Origin of the sequence: Promicromonospora thailandica, from assembly GCF_024171955.1 — a bacterium.
GTDB lineage: Bacteria > Actinomycetota > Actinomycetes > Actinomycetales > Cellulomonadaceae > Promicromonospora > Promicromonospora thailandica.
This window is the reverse complement of record NZ_JAMTCS010000003.1, coordinates 303,256-322,040: the sequence shown is the minus strand read 5'-3', so window position 1 is coordinate 322,040 and position 18,785 is coordinate 303,256. Positions and strand designations below refer to the sequence as shown.

The following is an 18,785-nucleotide window of genomic DNA, read 5'->3' as shown; positions in this document are numbered from 1 at the left end:
ACGCACCACCGACACGACCGAGAGCAAACGCCGAGCGGAAGATCACATCACCGGTACGCCCCGCGCACGACCTCCAGAGCCGCCTCGAGATCGGCCGGGTACGCCGACTCGACCTCGACCCAGCGCCCCGTGACGGGGTGCTCGAAGCCCAGCCGGTGCGCGTGCAGCCACTGCCGGGTCAGTCCCACCTTGGAGGCCAGCACGGGGTCCGCGCCGTAGGTGAGGTCGCCCACGAGCGGGTGCCGCAGGGCGGCGAGATGGACGCGGATCTGGTGGGTGCGCCCGGTCTCCAGGTGCACCTCCAGCAGCGACGCGGCCGGCAGCATCTCCAGCGTCTCGTAGTGCGTGACCGACGGCTTGCCGTCGGCAGTCACCGCGAACTTCCAGTCCGAGCTCGGGTGCCGCCCGATCGGGGCGTCGATCGTGCCGGTCGTCGGGTCCGGGTGCCCCTGGGCGAGCGCGTGGTAGACCTTGTCGACCGTGCGCTCCTTGAAGGCCCGTTTGAGCCCCGTGTACGCGGGCTCCGACTTCGCCACGACCATGAGCCCGGACGTGCCGACGTCGAGCCGGTGCACGATGCCCTGCCGCTCCGCCGCGCCCGACGTCGACACGCGGTAGCCCGCCGCGAGCAGCGCGCCCACGACCGTGGGGCCGGTCCAGCCCGGCGAGGGGTGCGCCGCGACGCCGACCGGCTTGTCGATCACGACCAGGTCGTCGTCGTCGTACACGATGCCCATGCCGGGCACCGGCTCGGGCACCACCTCGGCCGCGGGCCGCTCCTCCGGGACGTCCACCTCGAGCCAGCCGCCCGCGACCACGCGGTCCGACTTGCCCACGGGGCGCCCGTCGAGCGACACGGCGCCGGACTCCGCCAGCTCGGCCGCCCGTGTGCGGGAGAAGCCGAGCATGCGGGCCAGGGCCGCGTCGACGCGGTCGCCGGCGAGCCCGTCCGGGACGGGCAGGGTCCGCAGCGCCATCAGGCGGTCTCGCCGCGGTCGCCGTCCGACGGCGCGCTGCCGGCCGCCGCGTCCGACGCAGTCCCGTCCGACCCGGCCCCGTCCGACCCGGCCCCGTCCGACGTCTCGCCGCCCTGCCGCTCGTCCGTGTGCCTGCGGCCGTCGAGGCCGATGCCGCGCAGCGACAGCAGCGCGATGAGGACCGCGGCCGCGACGACGGCGATGTCGGCCACGTTGCCCACGAAGAAGCCCGCGTAGTCGATGAAGTCCACCACGTGTCCGCGCGCGAACCCGGGCTCGCGCGCGAGGCGGTCCACGAGGTTGCCGACCGCGCCGCCGAGGAGCAGGCCCAGCGCCGCGGCCCAGCCGCGCGAGCCGAGCCGCCCGATCGCGCGGACGATGAACACCACGACGACCGTGACGACGATGGTGAGGATCCACGTGTAGCCCGACGCGATCGACAGCGCGGCGCCGGGGTTGTAGATCAGCCGGATGCCGAGCAGGTCGCCCACGACCGGGATCGTGGGCGCGTTCGGGACGAGGGCCGACTCGGCCCACCACTTGGTGAGCTGGTCCACGGCCAGGACGAGGGCCGCCAGCGCGCCGGTCCACACGACGAGGGCACGGCTGCCGGACGACGGGTTCGTGGCGGGCGCGGGACCGGTCGCGTCGCCGGCCACGGCGGAAGGTTCAGCGGGAGTAGACATCACGCAAAGTCTCCCACGCCGCCGACGTGCCGGGCACCATCCACGACCACGGCAAAAGCGGCGAGGCCCTTTCCCGGAAAACCGGGAAAGGGCCTCGCCAGGTGTCTCACCGCCACCGTGTCACCGCACGGCGGAAGCCGACGGGTCTGCGATCAGTTGCAGGCCGCGTAGGTGGTGAAGTTACCCGTGTTGAACAGGTTCAGCGGGCCGTCCCAGTGCCACGGCGCGACGCAGACGTTGTTCAGGATGTTGACCGAACCGTCGCCACCGAGCTCGGCGTCGCCGTCGTTGCAGGCCGCGTAGTCGGTCACGTTGGCGGTGCTGCCCACGTTGCCCGGGCCCTCCCAGTACCACGGTGCGACGCACACGTCGTTCAGGGCGTTGAAGCTGCCGTCGCTCTGGATCTCGACGACCTCACCGGCGGTGGCGACCTCCTCGGGGACCATCGCACCGTCGACGCCCACCGGCGCCTCGGTGGTGCCGTAGCCCTCGAGCACGTCCAGGGCGCCGTCGACGCCGACCACGCCCAGCGGGCTCGTGGTGCCGAGCACGTCCGCCGCGTGGGCGGCCGCGTCCGTCGCGCTGCCGGTGACGGGTGCGCTGATCGCCTCGGGCGCGTCGCCCTGCACCATCGCGCTGGCACCCGACGCCGCGGCGACGACCAGACCGGCCGACATCACCACGGCTGCCCCTGCACGGCAGGTTGCACGGATTCCTCGGATCATTGTGTCTCCCCCTTGAATAGCTCGTCGTAACTGCAATGAATCACACGCGTGAGATTCACCTCGACGAGCATCAGGCGAGAAATTCACCCTGTCAATCGGAACGAAAGAAGGCACACTCAACCCGAAAAACGACATTCCAGGACCGAACTCCGGCGCCATTTCGGCAGGAATACCCCTCACCCAGACATCACAGCATTGATATCGGTTCGGGATCTCCCTCGGCGCACCCCGGGGCGACGCGGCCGTCAGGCCCCGCGGCGCTCCTCGCGAGCCTTCGCCTCCACCGACAGGGTGGCCCGGGGGAACGCCTGCAGGCGCGCCTTGCCGATCGGCAGGTCGGTCATCTCGCACGTGGCGTAGGTGCCCTTGCGGATGCGGTCGAGCGCGTGGTTCGTCTGCTCGAGCAGGTCGCGCATGTTGTTGACGAGCGTGAGCTCCTGCTCGCGCTCGAGCGCGCTGGACCCGTAGTCGGCCTGGTCGTCGCCGGCGCCGTCGCCGGAGTTGCGCAGCAGCTCCGACAGCTCGCGGTCGGCGACGTGCAGCTCGCGCTCCAGCCGCTCCTTGTCCTCGAGCAGGAGCGCGGCCAGCTCCTCGGCCTCGCGCAAGGTCCAGGGTTCTTCGCCCGCGCGGACGGGGAACTTCTTCACGTCGCGCGCCAGGTTCGGGAACTCTTGCTTGATCGCGGCTCGTGTGGCAGTCGAGATCTTGGTCATGGGTTCCCCTTCGCGGTCGCCCCCGGTGGTCAAGTCCACGAAGCGTAAGCACAAGGAGGCAAACGCACAACGGGGCACGCCGATGTGGCGTGCCCCCAATGATGGGTGGGTCCCGCGTGTCGCGCGCGGCGACCGGTCGGCGAGGTGGGGACGCCGGCCGCCGCGCGCGTCGTCAGATGCCCTGCGTCGTCAGATGCCCTGGGCCATCTCGGCCGGGCGGCCGGACTGCTGGTTGTTGCGCGGCGGCAGGGCCGAGCCGCGGGCGTCGAGGTCACCGAGCAGGTTCTGCAGGAAGCTCTTCAGGCGGGTGCGGTAGTCGCGCTCGAAGAGGCGCAGCTCGTCGATCTTGCGCTCCAGCAGCGAACGCTCCTGCTCGAGCTGGGACAGCGTGCGGTGCGAGGTCTCCTCGGCGTCGCGCACGATGCGCGCACCCTCCGTCTTGGCCTCGGCGATGAGACGGTCGCCCTCCTCCTGGCCCGAGCGCACGTAGTCGTCGTGCAGCTTCTGCGCCAGCTGGAGCATCCCGGTCGCGGACTCCGGCTCGGGGCCGCCCGCCTTGCCACCGGCAGCACCGGGCTGCATCACGGGCGCGGCGACCGGCGCGGCCTGCGCGCGACCCGGGGCGGCGGCCTCGTTGCGCGACAGCTCCGCGATCCGGCGCTCGGCGGCCGCGACCTTCTGCCGCAGGCCCTCGTTCTCCTCCTGGACGTTGGTCAGGGTCCGCACGACCTCGTCCAGGAAGTCGTCGACCTCCTCGACGTCGTAGCCCTCGCGGAACTTCGTCGCGGAGAACTTCTTGTTGAGGATGTCCTCTGCAGTGAGCAGTGCCATCGTGTCACCTCGAAAGTTAGAACGTAGGAACGCTGGTCTCGGACGTCGGCGCTGCCCAGCCGCGCGCCCTTCGCCGCAACCCACGGTAGCGGACGAGATCGGCGCCGGACACCGGGAGCACCCCCGGGCACGATTTCCTCACAGAGTGTGCCGCCTCACCCCAGCCTGGATCCATGCATAGGTAATCGGTTGTGTGGCCTTGGTCCGTGGGGCACGCACCGATCAGCCTGCAAACCGGCACATCTCCACCACTTTTTCGCCCGCAGGGGGCGTCGGCTCAGACGTACAGGGCCCACCTCCCGACGAGCGAGGAGAGCAGCGAGGCCCCGAAGAACAGCACGATGAAGGCGAGGTCCAGCTGGATCTGACCCAGCCGGAGCGGCGGGATGAGCCGGCGCAGGAACCGCAGCGGCGGGTCGGTCACCGTGTACACCGCCTCGGCGATGACGAGCAGAACACCACGCGGGCGCCAGTCCCGGGCAAAGAACTGCACCCAGTCGAAGACGAGCCGCCCGATGAGGAACAGGATGAAGAGCCACAGCAGGAAGCCGATGAACTGCAGGATCAAAGTCACAAGGCACAACCTAACGCGTTCCGACCCCGGAACACATGAGCCGCCACGGACGAGGGGCGAGCAGAACGGCAGGCAGCAGGGCGCGGACAGACGTGAGCGGAGGGCGTCCGCCGTAGCGACCGCCCTCCGCCCAGGTCTCGTGTCAGGTCAGCTCTGGTTGTAGAACCCGCCGCGCCCGTTCGGCTTGTCCGGGGAGACGTGCTCCTCCGCGGCGATCTCCACGTGCTCGGGCGAGAGCAGGAAGACCTTGTTGGTCACCCGCTCGATCGAACCGTGCAGACCGAAGATGAGCCCCGCGGAGAAGTCGACCAGGCGCTTGGCGTCCGCGTCGTCCATGTCGGAGAGGTTCATGATGACGGGAGTCCCGGCGCGGAAGGCCTCGCCGATGCTCCGTGCGTCGTTGTACGACCGGGGGTGCACCGTCGTGATGCGGCGCAGGTCGGAAGAGGACAGGGCCTCGCGCGGCACACCGTCGCGGTGCAACGGCGTGACCTGTGCGTGCCGGTGGTCCTCCACGTTCTCCTCCAGGCCCTCGTCGTAGTCGTCGAGGTACTCCTGCTCGCCCTGATCGTCGGCGAGGCCCAGATACAGCATGGTCTTGCGAAGCGCTCCGGCCATCGCTCTCTCTCCGTTCGTCGCCTGCTGTGCGTCCTTCTGTCGGTCCAGCTGGGCCGTTCAACAGGTCCGGCCTTGACCCCTCGTCGGGATCGCCTTGACAAAAGTAGCCCGACGCAATCCGACCCGGAAGTGCGACACGCCGTGCCGCGAACAACTTTGCCAAAGTTGTTCAGCGAACGCTCGCTAAAAACGACATCCGTGTGATTTCGCAGGTCAGAGGGTTGTCGTCGGCGTGTCGCCCCGGCCCGGAGCAGGGCACGAGGCCGTCAAATGAGCGCGATGATGCCGGCCTGGCGACCGGTTGTGGTAGCGGCCGCGGTGGCTCTGCGGTGCGAGAACAGGGCGTGATCCTCCAGCGTGCAGCGCGGCACGCGCACCGCCCCGACGCCCCGAGCGGAGAGCTGCGCGACCACCCCGGCGGGCAGGTCGAGGCCCGGCGTCTTTGCCCGGGTCGTCGCGACCGTCTCGGGTACGGCGCGGCCCACCTCGTCCCGCATCGCGGCGGGCACCTCGTAGCACAGCCCGCACACCGCGGGGCCGACGGCGGCGCGTACGCGCGCGAGGTCGGCGCCGCGCGCAACGAGCGTGTCGAGGGCCCGGTGCACCACGCCGGCCAGGAGCCCCTGCCGGCCGGCGTGCGCCACGCCGACCACGCGCGCCACCGGGTCGGCCAGCAGCACGGGCACGCAGTCGGCGACCAGGACCGCCAGCCCGAGACCCGGCTCGGCGGTGACCAGGGCGTCGCCCTCCCCCGCCGTCGCCGGCGGGTGCTCGCCGGCCCAGCGGTCCCGCTCGGCGGCGCCGAGCTCGAGCACCGTGTCACCGTGCACCTGCGTCGCGTACGCGACCGGCGCTCCGAGCCGCCCCGCGACGCGCGACCGGTTGGCCGCGACCCGCGCCGGGTCGTCAGTCACGTTGAGGCCGAGGTTGAGGCCGCCGCCGTCCGCCGCCGTGGACCAGGGCGCCGGCGAGACGCCACCCGCCCCCGACGTGAAGAAGGCGCGCACCCCGTCGCCGAGGTCGACGGGGTGCACGCCGGGGAGGCTCCGGGAGTCGCTCACGGGTGCGAGCGTACCGGCCGGTCCGAGCCGCGGATCACTTCAGGAAGTCGGGGACGTCCAGGTCCTCGGCGTTGCGGCGGGGGTTCTCCTCGTAGAGCGGCGGGACCTCGACGCGCTCGCCCTGCTCGCGGCCGACCTCCTGCCGGTTGAACGAGCCCTGCACCACGACGGCCGGCTCGTCCAGCGTGCGCGGCACGTCGTCCGACGTCTCGTCGTCGATCACGCGGGGCAGCGTCGAGACAGGAGCCGGGTGCGCCGGCGGGACCGACGGCGGCATGCCGTTGACGCCCGGCTGCTCGGGGGCACGGCGCGCCGCGTCCGACACGTCGGGCAGCGGGACGGGAGCCGTCGCCGGGCTGCGCGTGCCCGCGCCGGCGACCTGGCCGAGGGCACGGTTGTCCTTGCGCTCCTTGGGCAGGCCGCCGTCGAAGCCCGCCGCGATGACGGTGACCCGCACCTCGTCGCCCAGGGCGTCGTCGATGACCGTACCGAAGATGATGTTCGCCTCGGGGTGCGCGGCCTCCTGCACCAGGCGCGCCGCCTCGTGCACCTCGAACAGACCGAGGTCGCTGCCACCCTGGATGGAGAGCAGCACACCGTGGGCGCCGTCGATCGACGCCTCCAGGAGCGGCGACGAGATGGCCAGCTCGGCCGCCTGCACCGCGCGGTCCTCGCCCCGGGCCGAGCCGATGCCCATGAGCGCGGAGCCCGCGCCCTGCATGACGGACTTGACGTCGGCGAAGTCGAGGTTGATCAGGCCCGGCGTGGTGATGAGGTCGGTGATGCCCTGCACACCGGAGTGCAGCACCTGGTCGGCCGAGTGGAACGCCGCGATCGCGGAGACGTTCCGGTCCGACATCGACAGGAGCCGGTCGTTCGGGATGACGATCAGCGTGTCGACCTCGTCGCGGAGGTTCTCGATGCCGCTCTCGGCCTGCACCGCACGACGGCGGCCCTCGAACGTGAACGGGCGCGTCACCACGCCGACGGTCAGCGCGCCGAGCGAGCGGGCGATGCGCGCCACGACCGGGGCACCGCCCGTGCCGGTGCCGCCGCCCTCGCCCGCGGTCACGAAGACCATGTCGGCGCCGCGCAGCACGTCCTCGATCTCCTCGGCGTGGTCCTCGGCGGCCTTCTTGCCCACCTCGGGGTCCGCGCCGGCGCCGAGGCCACGCGTGAGCTCGCGGCCCACGTCCAGCTTCACGTCGGCGTCCGACATGAGGAGCGCCTGCGCGTCGGTGTTGATCGCGATGAACTCGACGCCCTTGAGGCCGACCTCGATCATGCGGTTGACGGCGTTCACACCACCGCCGCCGATGCCGACCACCTTGATCACTGCCAGGTAGTTCTGCGGAGTTGCCACGTCGTCGCCTTTCGATTCGGGTCCCGAGTCCCGACTCTCGTCCCTCCCAAAGTCTCAGGTTGAGGTAGAGGGTTAGAGTTATGTCAGGTTGCTGCTGAGTTCGACGGTAGGTGCGCCGTCGAGGTGTGTCGAAGACATCGTCGCGCGTGTCGCACTCCGATGCACGCAGCAAATCACATGCGTGTGATTTCCGCCGCCAGCGACGCGGGCCGCGTCGGGAACCCGCCCCGAATGTGCCGAGAGGTCCCCTGCAACGCTCCGACCTGCGACGATCAGTTCGTGACCGGCAGCGCCGGCGACGACACGTCGATCGTCCGGGCGGACGGCTCCGCACGGAGCAGCGCCTGCGCCACCCGGGTCTTGAGCTCGACGTCGTCCCCGCTCCCCCACCGGATGACCCGCCCGTCGGACAGCGTGGTGCGGACGTCGTCCTGCGTGGCCGCGCTGACCGTGCTGATGTCGGACGCGAGCCTCGCCGGCAGGGCGCCGAGCACGGCGAGGGCCGCGTCCATGGCGCGGTGCCCGACGTCGCCGTCGGACAGGGAGACCACGATGGACGGCAGGCCCTCCGGGACCTCCTTCGCGGTGGCGACCCGTACGCCGTCGGCGTCCATGAGCGCGAACCGGCCACCGGACTCGGGCACCGCCGCGACGGGCTCGCGGGACGTGAGCGTGACCGCCAGGCCGTCGGGCCACACCCGCTCGATCCGCACGTTCTTGACGGCGTTCAGCCCGAGGATCTCCTCGCGCAGGCCCACCGTGTCCAGCCGCGGCAACGGCACGCCGGCCTCGGCCGTCACGGCGTCGCGCACCTGCTCGACGTCGACCGTCGTGCCCTGACCCGTGATCCGCACCTGGTCCGGGTCCAGCGCGAGCAGCGGCGAGAAGAACGCCGCCCACCCGAGGCCCGCGAGCACCGCCACCGTCGCGACCGTGCCGCCGAGCCGGCGCCAGAACCGGTGGCGGGCCATCGCCGTGCGCTCGGCGAGGCGGTCGGCGAGGCGGTCCGACACGACACCGTCCCGAGCACCGTCCCGACCCGGCACCTCGTCAGCGGGCCGGGCGGCGGGCCGCGCGGCGGGCCCGGCGGCCGGCCGGGCGGAGGCCCGCCCCGCGGGAAACCGCAGGGCCTGCGCCTCGGCGTCCGCCCGCCGGTCCTCGACCGGGAGCGCCGCACGGCCCCGGCCCGCGGGAGCGGCGGCCCGCCCGGACGGGGCGGCCGGCTCCGCGGCGTGCCCCACGTCCTGTCGTGCGCCGGCACCAGCAGCACCAGCACCCTGGCCTGCGGGGCGCGGCCGTGCCGTGCCCGCCGCGCGAGGGCGCGCGGGCGGACGCATCAGTCCTCGCCCAGCCCCGTGGCCGAGCCGGTCGCCACGCGACCGTTGAGCCGGGCCAGGACGGCGGGGCCGAGCTGGGTCACGTCGCCCGCGCCCACCGTGAGCACCACGTCGCCCGGGCGGGCGAGGTCGGCGATCGCGTGCGCGGCGTCGAGCCGGTCCGGGACGGCGTACGCGGAGCCGTGGTCGGTCATGCGGTCGACGATGGTGCGGGGCGTGACCGACGGGTCATGTTCCTCACGTGCACCGTAGACGTCCGTGACCACCACCTCGTCGGCGGCGGACAGCTCGCTCGCGAAGGCCTCGGCGAAGGCCTTGGTGCGCGAGTACAGGTGCGGCTGGAACAGCACGAGCACGCGCCCGCCGTCGGCGATCTCACGGGCGGCCGTGACGACGGCACGGATCTCCGTGGGGTGGTGCGCGTAGTCGTCGATCACACGCACGCCCGCGGCGGTGCCCTTGTCCTCGAAGCGGCGGCCCGTGCCCGCGAACGCCTCGACGCCCGCGACGGCCTGGCGCGGGTCGACGCCCAGCTTCACCGCCGCGATGACCGCGGCGGTCGCGTTGAGCACGTTGTGCTTGCCGGGGACGGCCAGCCGCATCGGGATGCCCGGCACGTCGCCGGACACGCCCGCGCCGTCGGCCACCTGCTCGTTGGTGCCGAGCACGTCGCCGCGCAGCACCGCCGTCGTGCCCTCGGGCGTCGTGGAGATGTCCGTGACGCGCACGCGCGCGGTCGCGTCGGTGCCGTAGGTGATGACGTGGCCGCCCGTGGCGCAGATGGTGGCGCCCACGGAGAGCGAGCCCTCGTCGTCGGCGCACGCGATGAGCCAGCCCTCGGGCACCAGGCGGCGGGCGAACCGGATGAACGCGCCGTTGAACGCCTCGGGCGTGCCGTAGTGGTCCAGGTGGTCGGCCTCGACGTTGGTCACCACGGCGATGGTGGGCGTGTAGTTGAGGAACGAGCCGTCCGACTCGTCGGCCTCCGCCACGAGCACGTCGGACGTGCCCAGGTGGCCGCCCGGGGTCGCACCGTCCGCGGTGCGCACCGTGGAGCCGATCGCGTAGGACGGGTCGAGGCCCGCCTCGCGCAGGATGGTCGCGATCATGGCCGACGTCGTCGTCTTGCCGTGCGCGCCCGCGACGGCCACGCCGCGCGAGCCCTCCATGAGGGCGGCCAGGGCCTGCGAGCGGTGCAGCACGTTCAGCCGGCGGGCCCGGGCCGCGGCCAGCTCGGGGTTCTCCTCGTGCACGGCGCTGGAGATCACCACGGTGTCGACGCCCGCCAGGTGCGCCGGGTCGTGCCCGACCCACACCTGGACGCCCTCGGACCGCAGGGCCTCCAGCGTGTCCGACCCGGCGGCGTCCGAACCCTGCACCGCGACGCCACGGCCCGCCAGCAGGCGCGCGACGACGGACATGCCCGCGCCGCCGATGCCGATCATGTGGACGCGTCCGAGCCGGGCGACACTGTCCGTCGTCTGATCCGTGACCGTGGTGCTCATGACCTGACCTCCGTGGTGTCGGTACCTGCTGACCGTACGGCTTGCTCGACGAGATCGACGACGCGCGCCGCGCCGTCGGTGGTGCCGGCCGACCGGGCGGCCTTCGCCATGACACCGAGCCGCTCGCGGTCCGCGAGCAGCGTGGGGACCTCTCGCGACACCCAGGCGGGCGTCAGCTCCGCGTCGTCCACCAGCACGCCGCCGCCCGCCTCGACCAGCGGCAGCGCGTTGAGCCGCTGCTCCCCGTTGCCGATGGGCAGGGGCACGTAGACGGCGGGGACGCCGAGCGCGGCGTGCTCGGCCACCGAGCCGGCGCCGGACCGGCACACGACGAGGTCGGCCACCGCGTAGGCGAGCTCCATCTGCTCCAGGTACTCGCGCACCTGGTAGCGCTCGGGCCCGACGCCCGCGGCGGCGAGCGTCTCACGCACCTCGTCGCTCTTGCCGCGGCCGGTCAGGTGCAGCACCTGCGCGCCCGTGGCCAGCACGTCGGCCGCGGCGCCCGACACGGCCCGGTTCACGTTCAGCGCGCCGGACGAGCCGCCCGTGACGACGAGCGTGGGCAGCGCGGCGTCGAGGCCCAGCTCTGCGGCGGCCCGGGCGCGCACGCCCGCGGCGTCGGCCTCGCGCTCCCGCACGAGGCCCGCGATGGCCTGCCGCAGCGGCAGGCCCGTCAGGGTGCCGCCGCGCAGCGGCGTCCCCGGGAAGGTGAGGCCGACGCGGGCCGCCCAGCGGGCGCCGAGCTTGTTGGCCAAACCGGGCCGGGCGTTCTGCTCGTGGATCACGATCGGCACGCCCTTGCGCTTCGCGGCGAGGTACGCCGGCGTGGCCACGTAGCCGCCGAAGCCGATCACCGCCTGCGCGCCGATCTCGTCGATCGCGTCCTCGGCAGCGCGGACGGCGGACGTCAGGCGGCCGGGCAGGCGCAGCAGGTCGGCGCTCGGCCGGCGCGGCATCGGCACACGCGGGATGGGCCGCAGCTCGTAGCCGCGCGCGGGCACCAGGTCGGCCTCCAGGCCAGTCGTGGTCCCGAGCGCGAGCACGCGCGCGTCGGGCCGGCGCAGGCGCACCTCGTCGGCCACCGCGAGCAAGGGGTTCACGTGTCCGGCGGTACCGCCGCCGGCGAGCACCACCGACACCACTGCTGAGCTCATCATCACCTTCTCGTCGTCGCCCGGACGTGCCGTCCGGGCGGTTCGAAGCGGCCGCCGTGACGGATCGCCGCCACAAGTCAGACCACCGTGCACATTTCTACCGTCTCCGGACCGCGCCGCCCAGCACGGCCAGTGACTTGCGGACGACGCTACCGCGTGCAGCGAGCGCCTTGGCAGCCCCCGGCTCGGTCCGCGCGAACGAGATCAGCATGCCGAGCGCGGCCATCGTGGTGATCAGGGCCGAACCGCCGGCCGAGACCAGGGGCAGCGGGACGCCGATCACCGGCAGCAGGCCGATCACCACGCCGATGTTGATGAACGCCTGGCCCACGATCCAGCACGCGACGGCGGCGGTGGTCACCTTGACGAACGGGTCGGTGTGCCGCCGGATCACGCGGCTGGTGGCCAGGCCGAGCACCGCGAACAGCGCCAGCACGAGCACTGTGCCGAAGAGCCCGAGCTCCTCGCCGATGACCGCGAAGATGAAGTCGTTGTGGGCCTCGGGCAGGTAGCTCCACTTCTCGCGGCTGCCGCCCAGGCCCACGCCCCACAGCCCGCCCGTGCCGAGCCCCCACAGGCCGTGCAGGGACTGGTAGCACTCCGAGGCCACGTCGCACTGGGCGCCGTAGGTGGCCAGGATGCGCTGCAGCCGGTCGCCGGAGTCCTGCTGCAGGATGAACACGTAGCCCACCACGAAGGCCGCGATCGCGCTGCCGAGCCCCAGCAGGGACCACGGGACGCCCGCGACCAGGAAGGCGCCGACCACCAGGAGGGCCATGACGAGGGCCGTGCCCAGGTCGCCGCCCGCCAGGACCAGGCCCATGACCGCGACCGCGCCCGGCACGGCGGGCATGATCGCGTGCGACCAGCTCCCCAGCAGCGCCTGCTTGCGCCCCAGCACGGTGCCGAGCCAGACGGCGAGCGCGAGCTTGGCCAGCTCGGACGGCTGGAACGACAGCGGGCCCAGGACGAGCCAGTTCTGCTGCCCGTTGCGGACGGAGCCCAGGAAGATCACGGCGACCAGCAGCCCGAGCGCGACCAGGAGCGCGGGTGCGGCGAGCCGCTTGTACCAGCGCACGGGCAGGTGCGCGGCGACCAGCAGCACGGGCAGCCCCATCAGCGCGTACTGCGCCTGGACGAGGAACGCGGCGTACGGCGACTCACCCTCGGCGATGGAGGTCACGGTGGAGCTGGACAGCACCATGATCAGGCCGATCACGGTCAGCAGGCCCGTGGCACCCACCAGCAGGTAGTAGCTGGAGACGTTGGAGTTCCACTGGCCCAGCCACGAACGCTCAGGAGCGCGGCGGCTCGTTCCCGTCGTGGCCATCGGTGGTCCCTCCTGTGAGCTCCCGCACCACCCGGGCGAACTCCTGGCCGCGCTGGGCGTACGAGACGAACTGGTCCTGCGACGCCCCGGCCGGGGCCAGCAGCACGGTGTCGCCCGGCTGTGCCAGGTCCCGCGCGGCGGCGACCGCCCGACGCATCACGGTCTCAGTGTCACCGGGATCTATCACGACGACCGGGACCTTCGGGGCGTGTCGGGCCAGCGTGTCGGCCAGCGGGCCGGGGTCCGCGCCGATCACGACGGCGGCCCGCATGCGGTCCGCGCGCGAGGACACCAGGTCGTCGAACGTGGCGCCCTTGGCCAGGCCGCCCGCGATCCAGACGACGGTGCCGTGCGCGAACCCGGCCAGGGACGCCGCCGCGGAGTGCGCGTTGGTGGCCTTCGAGTCGTTGACGTACGTGACCCCGTCCGCCTGGGCGATGCGCTCGATGCGGTGCTCGCTCGGGCCGAAGGACCGCAGGCCGTCGCGGACGGCGGCGGCGGGCACGCCGTGCGCACGCGCCAGGGCGGCCGCCGCCAGGGCGTCGGCCACGATGTGCGTGGGCACGACGCCGGCGTGGTCGCCGAGCCGGGCGAGGTCCGCGAGGGTGCCGAGCTCGGCGGCGCTGCGCCGCCGGTCGGGGTCGTCGGCCGGGGCGTGGAAGGCGCGGTCCACGAGCACGTCGTCGACCAGGCCGAGGTCGCCGGGGCTCGGGCTGCCCACGGCGAAGCCGACGGCGCGCGCGCCCTCGACCACGTCGGCCTCGCGCACGAGCTCCTCGGTGCGCGGGTCGGCCACGTTGTAGACGCAGGCCACCTGGGCCCGCTCGTAGATGCGGCCCTTGTCGCGCGCGTAGGCGTCCATCGAGCCGTGCCAGTCGAGGTGGTCGGCGGCCACGTTGAGCACGGCGGCCGCCTGCAGCGACACGGTGTGGGTGAAGTGCAGCTGGAAGCTGGACAGCTCCACGGCGAGGACGTCGAGCGCCGGGTCGAGCGCCGCCTCGACGAGCGAGCGGCCCACGTTGCCGACGGCGGCGGTGCGCAGGCCCGCGGCGCGCAGGATCGCCGCGAGCATCTCGACGGTGGTGGTCTTGCCGTTGGAGCCGGTGACGCCCAGCCACGGGGCCGGGGCGCCGGAGCCGAGGCGGTCGACGCGCAGCCGCCAGGCCAGCTCGACCTCGCTCCACACGGGCACCCCGGCGGCCAGCGCGGCGGCGACCACGGGGTGGTGCGGGGGGAAGCCCGGGGAGGCCACGAGCAGGTCCGCCTCGGCGAGCACCGCGGCCGCGGCGGCGGCGTCGAGCGCGCCGTGGTCGGCGTCCGCGGCGCGGTCGTCGACCGTGACCAGGTCGGCCACGCGCGGCTCCAGGACGCCGCGCAGCGCGCGGCCCGTCACGCCGAGGCCCGCGAGGACCACGCGGGCCGCGGCCAGCGGGACGCGCGGCTCGACCGTGCCGTGCGTGTCGGTGCCCGGCTCCTGCGTCACGACGCGACCCACTCGGCGTAGAAGATGCCCATGCCCAGGCCCGCGAGCAGGCCGGCGATGAGCCAGAACCGGATGACGATCGTGACCTCGCCCCATCCGGACAGCTCGAAGTGGTGCTGCAGCGGCGCCATCTTGAACACGCGCCTGCCGGTCATCTTGAAGAAGCTCACCTGGATCACCACGGAGGAGACGATGAGCACGAACATGCCGCCCAGGAGCACCGCGAGCAGCTCGGTGCGGCTCAGGATCGACAGGCCGGCCAGCGCGCCGCCCAGGGCGAGCGAGCCGGTGTCACCCATGAAGATCTTGGCGGGGTTGGCGTTCCACCAGAGGAAGCCGACGCACGCGCCCGTGACCGCCGCCGCGACGATGGCCAGGTCCTGCGGGTCGCGCACCTCGTAGCAGCGCGGGCCCGCCGTGGCCAGGTACTGGCACGACTGGTTGAGCTGCCAGATGCCCACCAGCACGTAGGCGCCGAACGTGATGATCGAGACGCCGGTGGCCAGGCCGTCCAGGCCGTCGGTCAGGTTCACCGCGTTGGACCACGCCGAGACGAGCAGGTTGGCCCAGATGACGAACAGGATCAGGCCCACCGTGACCCCGGCGAACGCCAGGTCGAACTCGGTGTCGCGCAGGAACGAGATCTTCGTCGACGCGGGCGTGCGCGAGTTCCCGTTGGGGAACTGCAGCGCGAGCACCGCGAACGAGATGCCGACCACGCCCTGGCCGATCAGCTTGGCGCGCGGCGTCAGGCCCAGCGACCGCTGCTTGCGGATCTTCGTGAAGTCGTCGAGGAACCCGACCAGGCCGAGGCCCGCCATGAGGTACAGCGCCAGCAGCGCCGACACGCTCGGCAGACGCTGCGACACGAGCATCGAGGCCGCCACGCCGACCAGGGTGGCCCCGATCATGACGACGCCGCCCATGGTCGGCGTACCGCGCTTGGTGAAGTGGCCCGTGGGACCGTCCTCGCGCACGAACTGGCCGTAGTTCTTGTGGACGAGGAACCGGATGAAGACCGGAGTGCCCAGCAGGGCGACGAGCAGCGCCACCGCGGCGCTGACCAGGATCGCGATCACTTGTTGTTGTCCTTGTTGGTCAGGTGGTCCCCGAGCTGCCACAGCCCGGAGCCGAGCGACGACTTCACGAGCACGACGTCGCCGGGCTCGAGCAGCTCGTCCAGCAGTGTCTTGGCGGAGTCGAGGTCGGGCACGTACACCGACTCCGACCCCCAGGAGCCCTCCTGCATGGCCCCCTCGTGGATGTGGTACGCGCCCTCGCCGACGACGACGAGCTGCTTGATGTTCAGCCGTACCACGAGCCGGCCGATCTCGTCGTGCGCGGCGCGCGCGCCGTCACCGAGCTCACGCATCTCCCCCAGGACCGCCACCGACCGGCGCGTCCGGCCGGCCAGCACGGCGAGGGTGCGCAGCCCGGCCTTCATCGAGTCCGGGTTCGCGTTGTACGCGTCGTCGACGACGGTCACGCCGTCGGGCCGCTCGGTCACGGCCATGCGGTGCGGGCTGCGCGGCGTGGCGGCCGAGAGCCGCTGCGCCACGTCGCCGATCGCGACGCCGAGGCGCAGCGCCACGGTCGCCGCGGCGAGCGCGTTGGTCACGTGGTGCGGGCCCACCAGGCTCAGGGCGACCTGGGCGTGCTGCTCGCCGATGTCGCCGCCGCCCACGACGCGGAGCGTGAAGCTCGCGCGGCCTGCGGCGTCGACCGTGACGTCCTCGGCGCGCACGTCCGCCGACGGGATGGTGCCGAAGGTGCGCAGCACGGTGCCCGGTGCGGCCCGGTCGGCCATCGCCGCGACGCGCTGGTCGTCGGCGTTCAGCACCACGGTGCCACCCTCGACGACGCCCTCGACCATCTCGCCCTTGGTCTTCGCGATGGCCTCGACCCCGCCGAAGGGGCCGATGTGCGCGACGCCGACCCGGAGCACGACGCCGACGTCGGGCGGCGCGATGCCCGTGAGGTAGGCGATGTTGCCGACGCCGTCCGCGCCCATCTCCAGCACGAGGAACCGCGTGGCGGGGGTGACCCGCAGGACGGTCAGCGGCAGGCCGATCTCGTTGTTGAACGAGCCGGAGGGGACGATGATCGCGCCCTCGGTGTCGCCGGCCTCGGGGGTCAGGAGCTGGCCCAGGAGGTCCTTCGTCGTGGTCTTGCCCACCGACCCGGTGATGCCCACGACCCGGAGGTCGCCGCCGACGGCGTCGCGGACCGTCGCGAGGACGCGGCGCGCGAGGTCACCGAGGGCGGCCTGCGTGTCGTCCACCACGACGGTCGGCAGACCGTCCAGCTCACGCTGCGCGAGCACCAGCGTGGCACCGGCCTCGACGGCCCGCGCCGCGAAGTCGTGGCCGTCCACCCGCTCCCCCGGCAGGGCCACGAAGAGCGCGCCCGGCCCGGCCTGGCGCGAGTCGATGATCACCGCCCCCGAGACCGTGACGTCCGGGTCGGCGTGCAGCCGCCCGCCGGTGGCTGCGGCGACCTGCGCCGCAGTCAGCTCGATCATGCCTCTGTCGTCCTCTCCTGCCTGGGGCATCCTGCTGGGGTGGTGCTGTCAGTCGCTCGGGTCCTGCGGTGCGCGGTGGCACTAGGCCGTGCGGGCCGCGAGGGCCGCGCGGGCCTCGACGCGGTCGTCGAGCACGTGGTCCACGCCCGCGATCTCCTGGATCGTCTCGTGGCCGCGGCCCGCGACGAGCACCGTGTCGTCCACGCCGGCCGCGAGGATGGCCGCGCGGACGGCGTCCGCGCGCGGGGCGACCTCGTGGACCTCCACGGTACGCGAGTCCGCGCCGCCCGCCTCCGTGACGACCGTGCCCGGCGCGCCGTCGGGGCTCGCCCCCGCGAGCACCTCCGCCCGCACCTTGGCCGGGTCCTCGTCGTGCGGATCGTCGTCCGTGACGTAGACGACGTCGGCCCCGCGGACCGCCGCCGCTCCCATGAAGGGTCGCTTGCCCGGGTCGCGGTCCCCCGTGGCGCCGAACACGACGGCGAGCCGGCCGGACGTCGTCGGGCGCAGCGCGGCCAGGGCGAGCTCCAGGGCTTCGGTGTTGTGCGCGAAGTCCACGACCACGCGCGGCGCGGTGGCGAGCACCTCCATCCGGCCGGGCACCGTGGCGCTCAGCCCGTCGGCGGCCGCGAGCGCCTCGGACACGTCGCGGACGTCGCAGCCGCCCTCGAGCACCATGGTCACGGCGAGCGCGGCGTTGGCGACGTTGTAGGCGCCGGGCAGCGACGTCGAGGTGCGCAGGGTGCGGCCGTCGCGGTGCGTCAGCGTGAAGGCGGACCCGGTGCCGGACGGCGCGACGTCGGTGACGGTCCAGTCGGCCTGCTTGCCGGGGAGCGTGGTCAGCGTGGCGACGGGGATCCGGGCCTCGGCCGCCATGCGCTCGCCCCAGGTGTCGTCGATCGTGACGACGCCGCGGCGGGCCCGGGCGGGCGTGAACAGCTCGGCCTTGGTGGCGAAGTACGACTCGAAGTCGCCGTGGAAGTCGAGGTGGTCCTGGGTCAGGTTGGTGAACCCGGCCACGCCGAAGACGATGCCGTCGACGCGGTGCTGCGCCAGGGCGTGCGAGGAGACCTCCATGGCCAGGGTGCGCACGTGGTCCTCGCGCATGGCGGCCAGGAGGGCCTGCAGGTCGGCGGCCTCGGGCGTGGTCAGGGTGCTGGCGATCACGCGGTCGCCGGAGCGGGTCTCGACGGTGCCGATGAGCCCGCCGGTCCAGCCCAGGGCGCGCAGCAGGTGGTCGAGCTGGTAGGTCGTGGTGGTCTTGCCGTTGGTGCCGGTGACGCCGAACGTCATGAGGTCGTCGGCGGGGTTGCCGAGCACCCAGGCGGCGACCGAGCCGAGGACGGCGCGGGGGTCGTCGGCGACGAGCACCGGCACTCCGAGCCCTTCGGCGAACTCCAGGCCGCGCGCGTCCGTGAGGACGGCGGTGGCGCCCCGGCCGACGGCGTCGGCGGCGAACTGCGCGCCGTGCGCACGGGCGCCGGGCAGCGCCACGAACAGGTCTCCCGGCCGGATCACCCGGTTGTCCGAGGCCACGCACGTGACGGCGGCGTCTGCGGGCTGACCTGGCGCGATGGTGAGGCCGAACGCGACGGCGAGGTCCGCGACCTGGCGCGCTGTGGTGGCCGCCGGGCGGATCCGGTCGAACGGGGATGTCACGGAGAAGAACCTACCGCCTCGCGGGGTTGGTCTCGTCCGTTCGGGACCGCTCGGGCCCGAGCGGCCGGCCGAGAAGCCCGCTCTCGCGGAGATGTTGCTGTGCGTAGACGCTGTCTACGCACAGCAACACGCCGTCGCGGACCCGACCCGAGGCGGGAGTCCTCAGGCGCCGTCCCTCAGTCGCCGTCCCTCAGTCGCCGTGCCTCAGCCGCCGTCGAGTGCAGCTCCGTCGCGGGGTCCGCGGAGCG

The 18,785-nt window shown here is 73.1% G+C and carries 17 protein-coding genes; all 17 read right to left on the bottom strand.

Annotated features, from left to right (window positions below; translation table 11 throughout):
- Window positions 1-47: 47 nt before the first annotated feature.
- The 17 genes from APR03_RS06775 to APR03_RS06695 all read right to left on the bottom strand — a co-directional run bounded on the left by APR03_RS06775 (window position 48) and on the right by APR03_RS06695 (window position 18,537).
- On the bottom strand, window positions 48-977 hold the full coding sequence (locus APR03_RS06775; RefSeq protein ID WP_253833910.1) for an RluA family pseudouridine synthase: 930 nt from the start codon (window positions 975-977) through the stop codon (window positions 48-50).
- Entirely contained in the window at window positions 977-1,663 is a 687-nt protein-coding gene (locus tag APR03_RS06770; RefSeq protein WP_253833908.1) for a signal peptidase II, read from the bottom strand. The genes APR03_RS06775 and APR03_RS06770 overlap by 1 nt, the downstream gene beginning before the upstream one ends.
- Window positions 1,664-1,815: 152 nt before the next feature.
- Window positions 1,816-2,346 carry a hypothetical protein gene (locus APR03_RS06765; protein WP_253833906.1) on the bottom strand — a complete coding sequence of 177 codons (531 nt, stop codon included), beginning with the start codon at window positions 2,344-2,346 and terminating at the stop codon, window positions 1,816-1,818.
- 287 nt (window positions 2,347-2,633) lie between these two features.
- Window positions 2,634-3,101 carry a TraR/DksA family transcriptional regulator gene (locus APR03_RS06760; RefSeq protein ID WP_253833904.1) on the bottom strand — a complete coding sequence of 156 codons (468 nt, stop codon included), beginning with the start codon at window positions 3,099-3,101 and terminating at the stop codon, window positions 2,634-2,636.
- A 189-nt stretch (window positions 3,102-3,290) separates the two neighbouring features.
- Window positions 3,291-3,932, bottom strand: coding sequence for a DivIVA domain-containing protein (locus APR03_RS06755; protein ID WP_253833902.1), 642 nt, complete (start codon window positions 3,930-3,932; stop codon window positions 3,291-3,293).
- A 277-nt stretch (window positions 3,933-4,209) separates the two neighbouring features.
- Window positions 4,210-4,506 (bottom strand): YggT family protein, encoded by a 297-nt coding sequence (locus APR03_RS06750; protein WP_253833900.1) that lies wholly within the window; start codon window positions 4,504-4,506, stop codon window positions 4,210-4,212.
- Between the two features lie 147 nt (window positions 4,507-4,653).
- Window positions 4,654-5,124: a cell division protein SepF gene (locus APR03_RS06745; protein ID WP_253833899.1), complete on the bottom strand. Its 471-nt coding sequence runs from the start codon at window positions 5,122-5,124 to the stop codon at window positions 4,654-4,656.
- 266 nt (window positions 5,125-5,390) lie between these two features.
- On the bottom strand, window positions 5,391-6,185 hold the full coding sequence (gene pgeF, locus APR03_RS06740; protein ID WP_253833898.1) for a peptidoglycan editing factor PgeF: 795 nt from the start codon (window positions 6,183-6,185) through the stop codon (window positions 5,391-5,393).
- Between the two features lie 34 nt (window positions 6,186-6,219).
- The gene (ftsZ, locus tag APR03_RS06735; protein WP_253833897.1) at window positions 6,220-7,548 is read right to left on the bottom strand and encodes a cell division protein FtsZ; all 1,329 of its coding nucleotides are present in this window, start codon (window positions 7,546-7,548) and stop codon (window positions 6,220-6,222) included.
- A 272-nt stretch (window positions 7,549-7,820) separates the two neighbouring features.
- Window positions 7,821-8,789 (bottom strand): cell division protein FtsQ/DivIB, encoded by a 969-nt coding sequence (locus APR03_RS06730; protein WP_253833896.1) that lies wholly within the window; start codon window positions 8,787-8,789, stop codon window positions 7,821-7,823.
- 95 nt (window positions 8,790-8,884) lie between these two features.
- The gene (gene murC, locus APR03_RS06725) at window positions 8,885-10,390 is read right to left on the bottom strand and encodes a UDP-N-acetylmuramate--L-alanine ligase (RefSeq protein ID WP_253833895.1); all 1,506 of its coding nucleotides are present in this window, start codon (window positions 10,388-10,390) and stop codon (window positions 8,885-8,887) included.
- The gene (murG, locus tag APR03_RS06720) at window positions 10,387-11,547 is read right to left on the bottom strand and encodes an undecaprenyldiphospho-muramoylpentapeptide beta-N-acetylglucosaminyltransferase (protein WP_253833894.1); all 1,161 of its coding nucleotides are present in this window, start codon (window positions 11,545-11,547) and stop codon (window positions 10,387-10,389) included. The genes murC and murG overlap by 4 nt, the downstream gene beginning before the upstream one ends.
- 94 nt (window positions 11,548-11,641) lie before the next feature.
- Window positions 11,642-12,874, bottom strand: coding sequence for an FtsW/RodA/SpoVE family cell cycle protein (locus APR03_RS06715; RefSeq protein ID WP_253833892.1), 1,233 nt, complete (start codon window positions 12,872-12,874; stop codon window positions 11,642-11,644).
- Complete coding sequence (gene murD / locus APR03_RS06710; RefSeq protein ID WP_253833890.1) at window positions 12,840-14,357, bottom strand: UDP-N-acetylmuramoyl-L-alanine--D-glutamate ligase; 1,518 nt, start codon at window positions 14,355-14,357, stop codon at window positions 12,840-12,842. Before murD ends, APR03_RS06715 begins: the two co-directional genes overlap by 35 nt.
- The gene (gene mraY / locus APR03_RS06705; RefSeq protein WP_253833889.1) at window positions 14,354-15,436 is read right to left on the bottom strand and encodes a phospho-N-acetylmuramoyl-pentapeptide-transferase; all 1,083 of its coding nucleotides are present in this window, start codon (window positions 15,434-15,436) and stop codon (window positions 14,354-14,356) included. The genes murD and mraY overlap by 4 nt, the downstream gene beginning before the upstream one ends.
- Window positions 15,433-16,878 (bottom strand): UDP-N-acetylmuramoyl-tripeptide--D-alanyl-D-alanine ligase, encoded by a 1,446-nt coding sequence (locus tag APR03_RS06700; protein ID WP_253833887.1) that lies wholly within the window; start codon window positions 16,876-16,878, stop codon window positions 15,433-15,435. The genes mraY and APR03_RS06700 overlap by 4 nt, the downstream gene beginning before the upstream one ends.
- Window positions 16,879-16,959: 81 nt before the next feature.
- A complete protein-coding gene (locus APR03_RS06695) occupies window positions 16,960-18,537 on the bottom strand; it encodes a UDP-N-acetylmuramoyl-L-alanyl-D-glutamate--2,6-diaminopimelate ligase (RefSeq protein ID WP_253833885.1) in 1,578 nt (525 codons plus the stop codon).
- Window positions 18,538-18,785 lie beyond the last annotated feature (248 nt).

Coding starts and splice junctions, on each gene's coding strand:
- APR03_RS06775 (WP_253833910.1), bottom strand. CDS start 977: ATGGCGCTGCGGACCCTGCCCGTCCCGGACGGGCTCGCCGGCGACCGC.
- APR03_RS06770 (WP_253833908.1), bottom strand. CDS start 1,663: ATGTCTACTCCCGCTGAACCTTCCGCCGTGGCCGGCGACGCGACCGGT.
- APR03_RS06760 (WP_253833904.1), bottom strand. CDS start 3,101: ATGACCAAGATCTCGACTGCCACACGAGCCGCGATCAAGCAAGAGTTC.
- APR03_RS06755 (WP_253833902.1), bottom strand. CDS start 3,932: ATGGCACTGCTCACTGCAGAGGACATCCTCAACAAGAAGTTCTCCGCG.
- APR03_RS06745 (WP_253833899.1), bottom strand. CDS start 5,124: ATGGCCGGAGCGCTTCGCAAGACCATGCTGTATCTGGGCCTCGCCGAC.
- murC (WP_253833895.1), bottom strand. CDS start 10,390: ATGAGCACCACGGTCACGGATCAGACGACGGACAGTGTCGCCCGGCTC.
- murG (WP_253833894.1), bottom strand. CDS start 11,547: ATGATGAGCTCAGCAGTGGTGTCGGTGGTGCTCGCCGGCGGCGGTACC.
- APR03_RS06715 (WP_253833892.1), bottom strand. CDS start 12,874: ATGGCCACGACGGGAACGAGCCGCCGCGCTCCTGAGCGTTCGTGGCTG.
- APR03_RS06700 (WP_253833887.1), bottom strand. CDS start 16,878: ATGATCGAGCTGACTGCGGCGCAGGTCGCCGCAGCCACCGGCGGGCGG.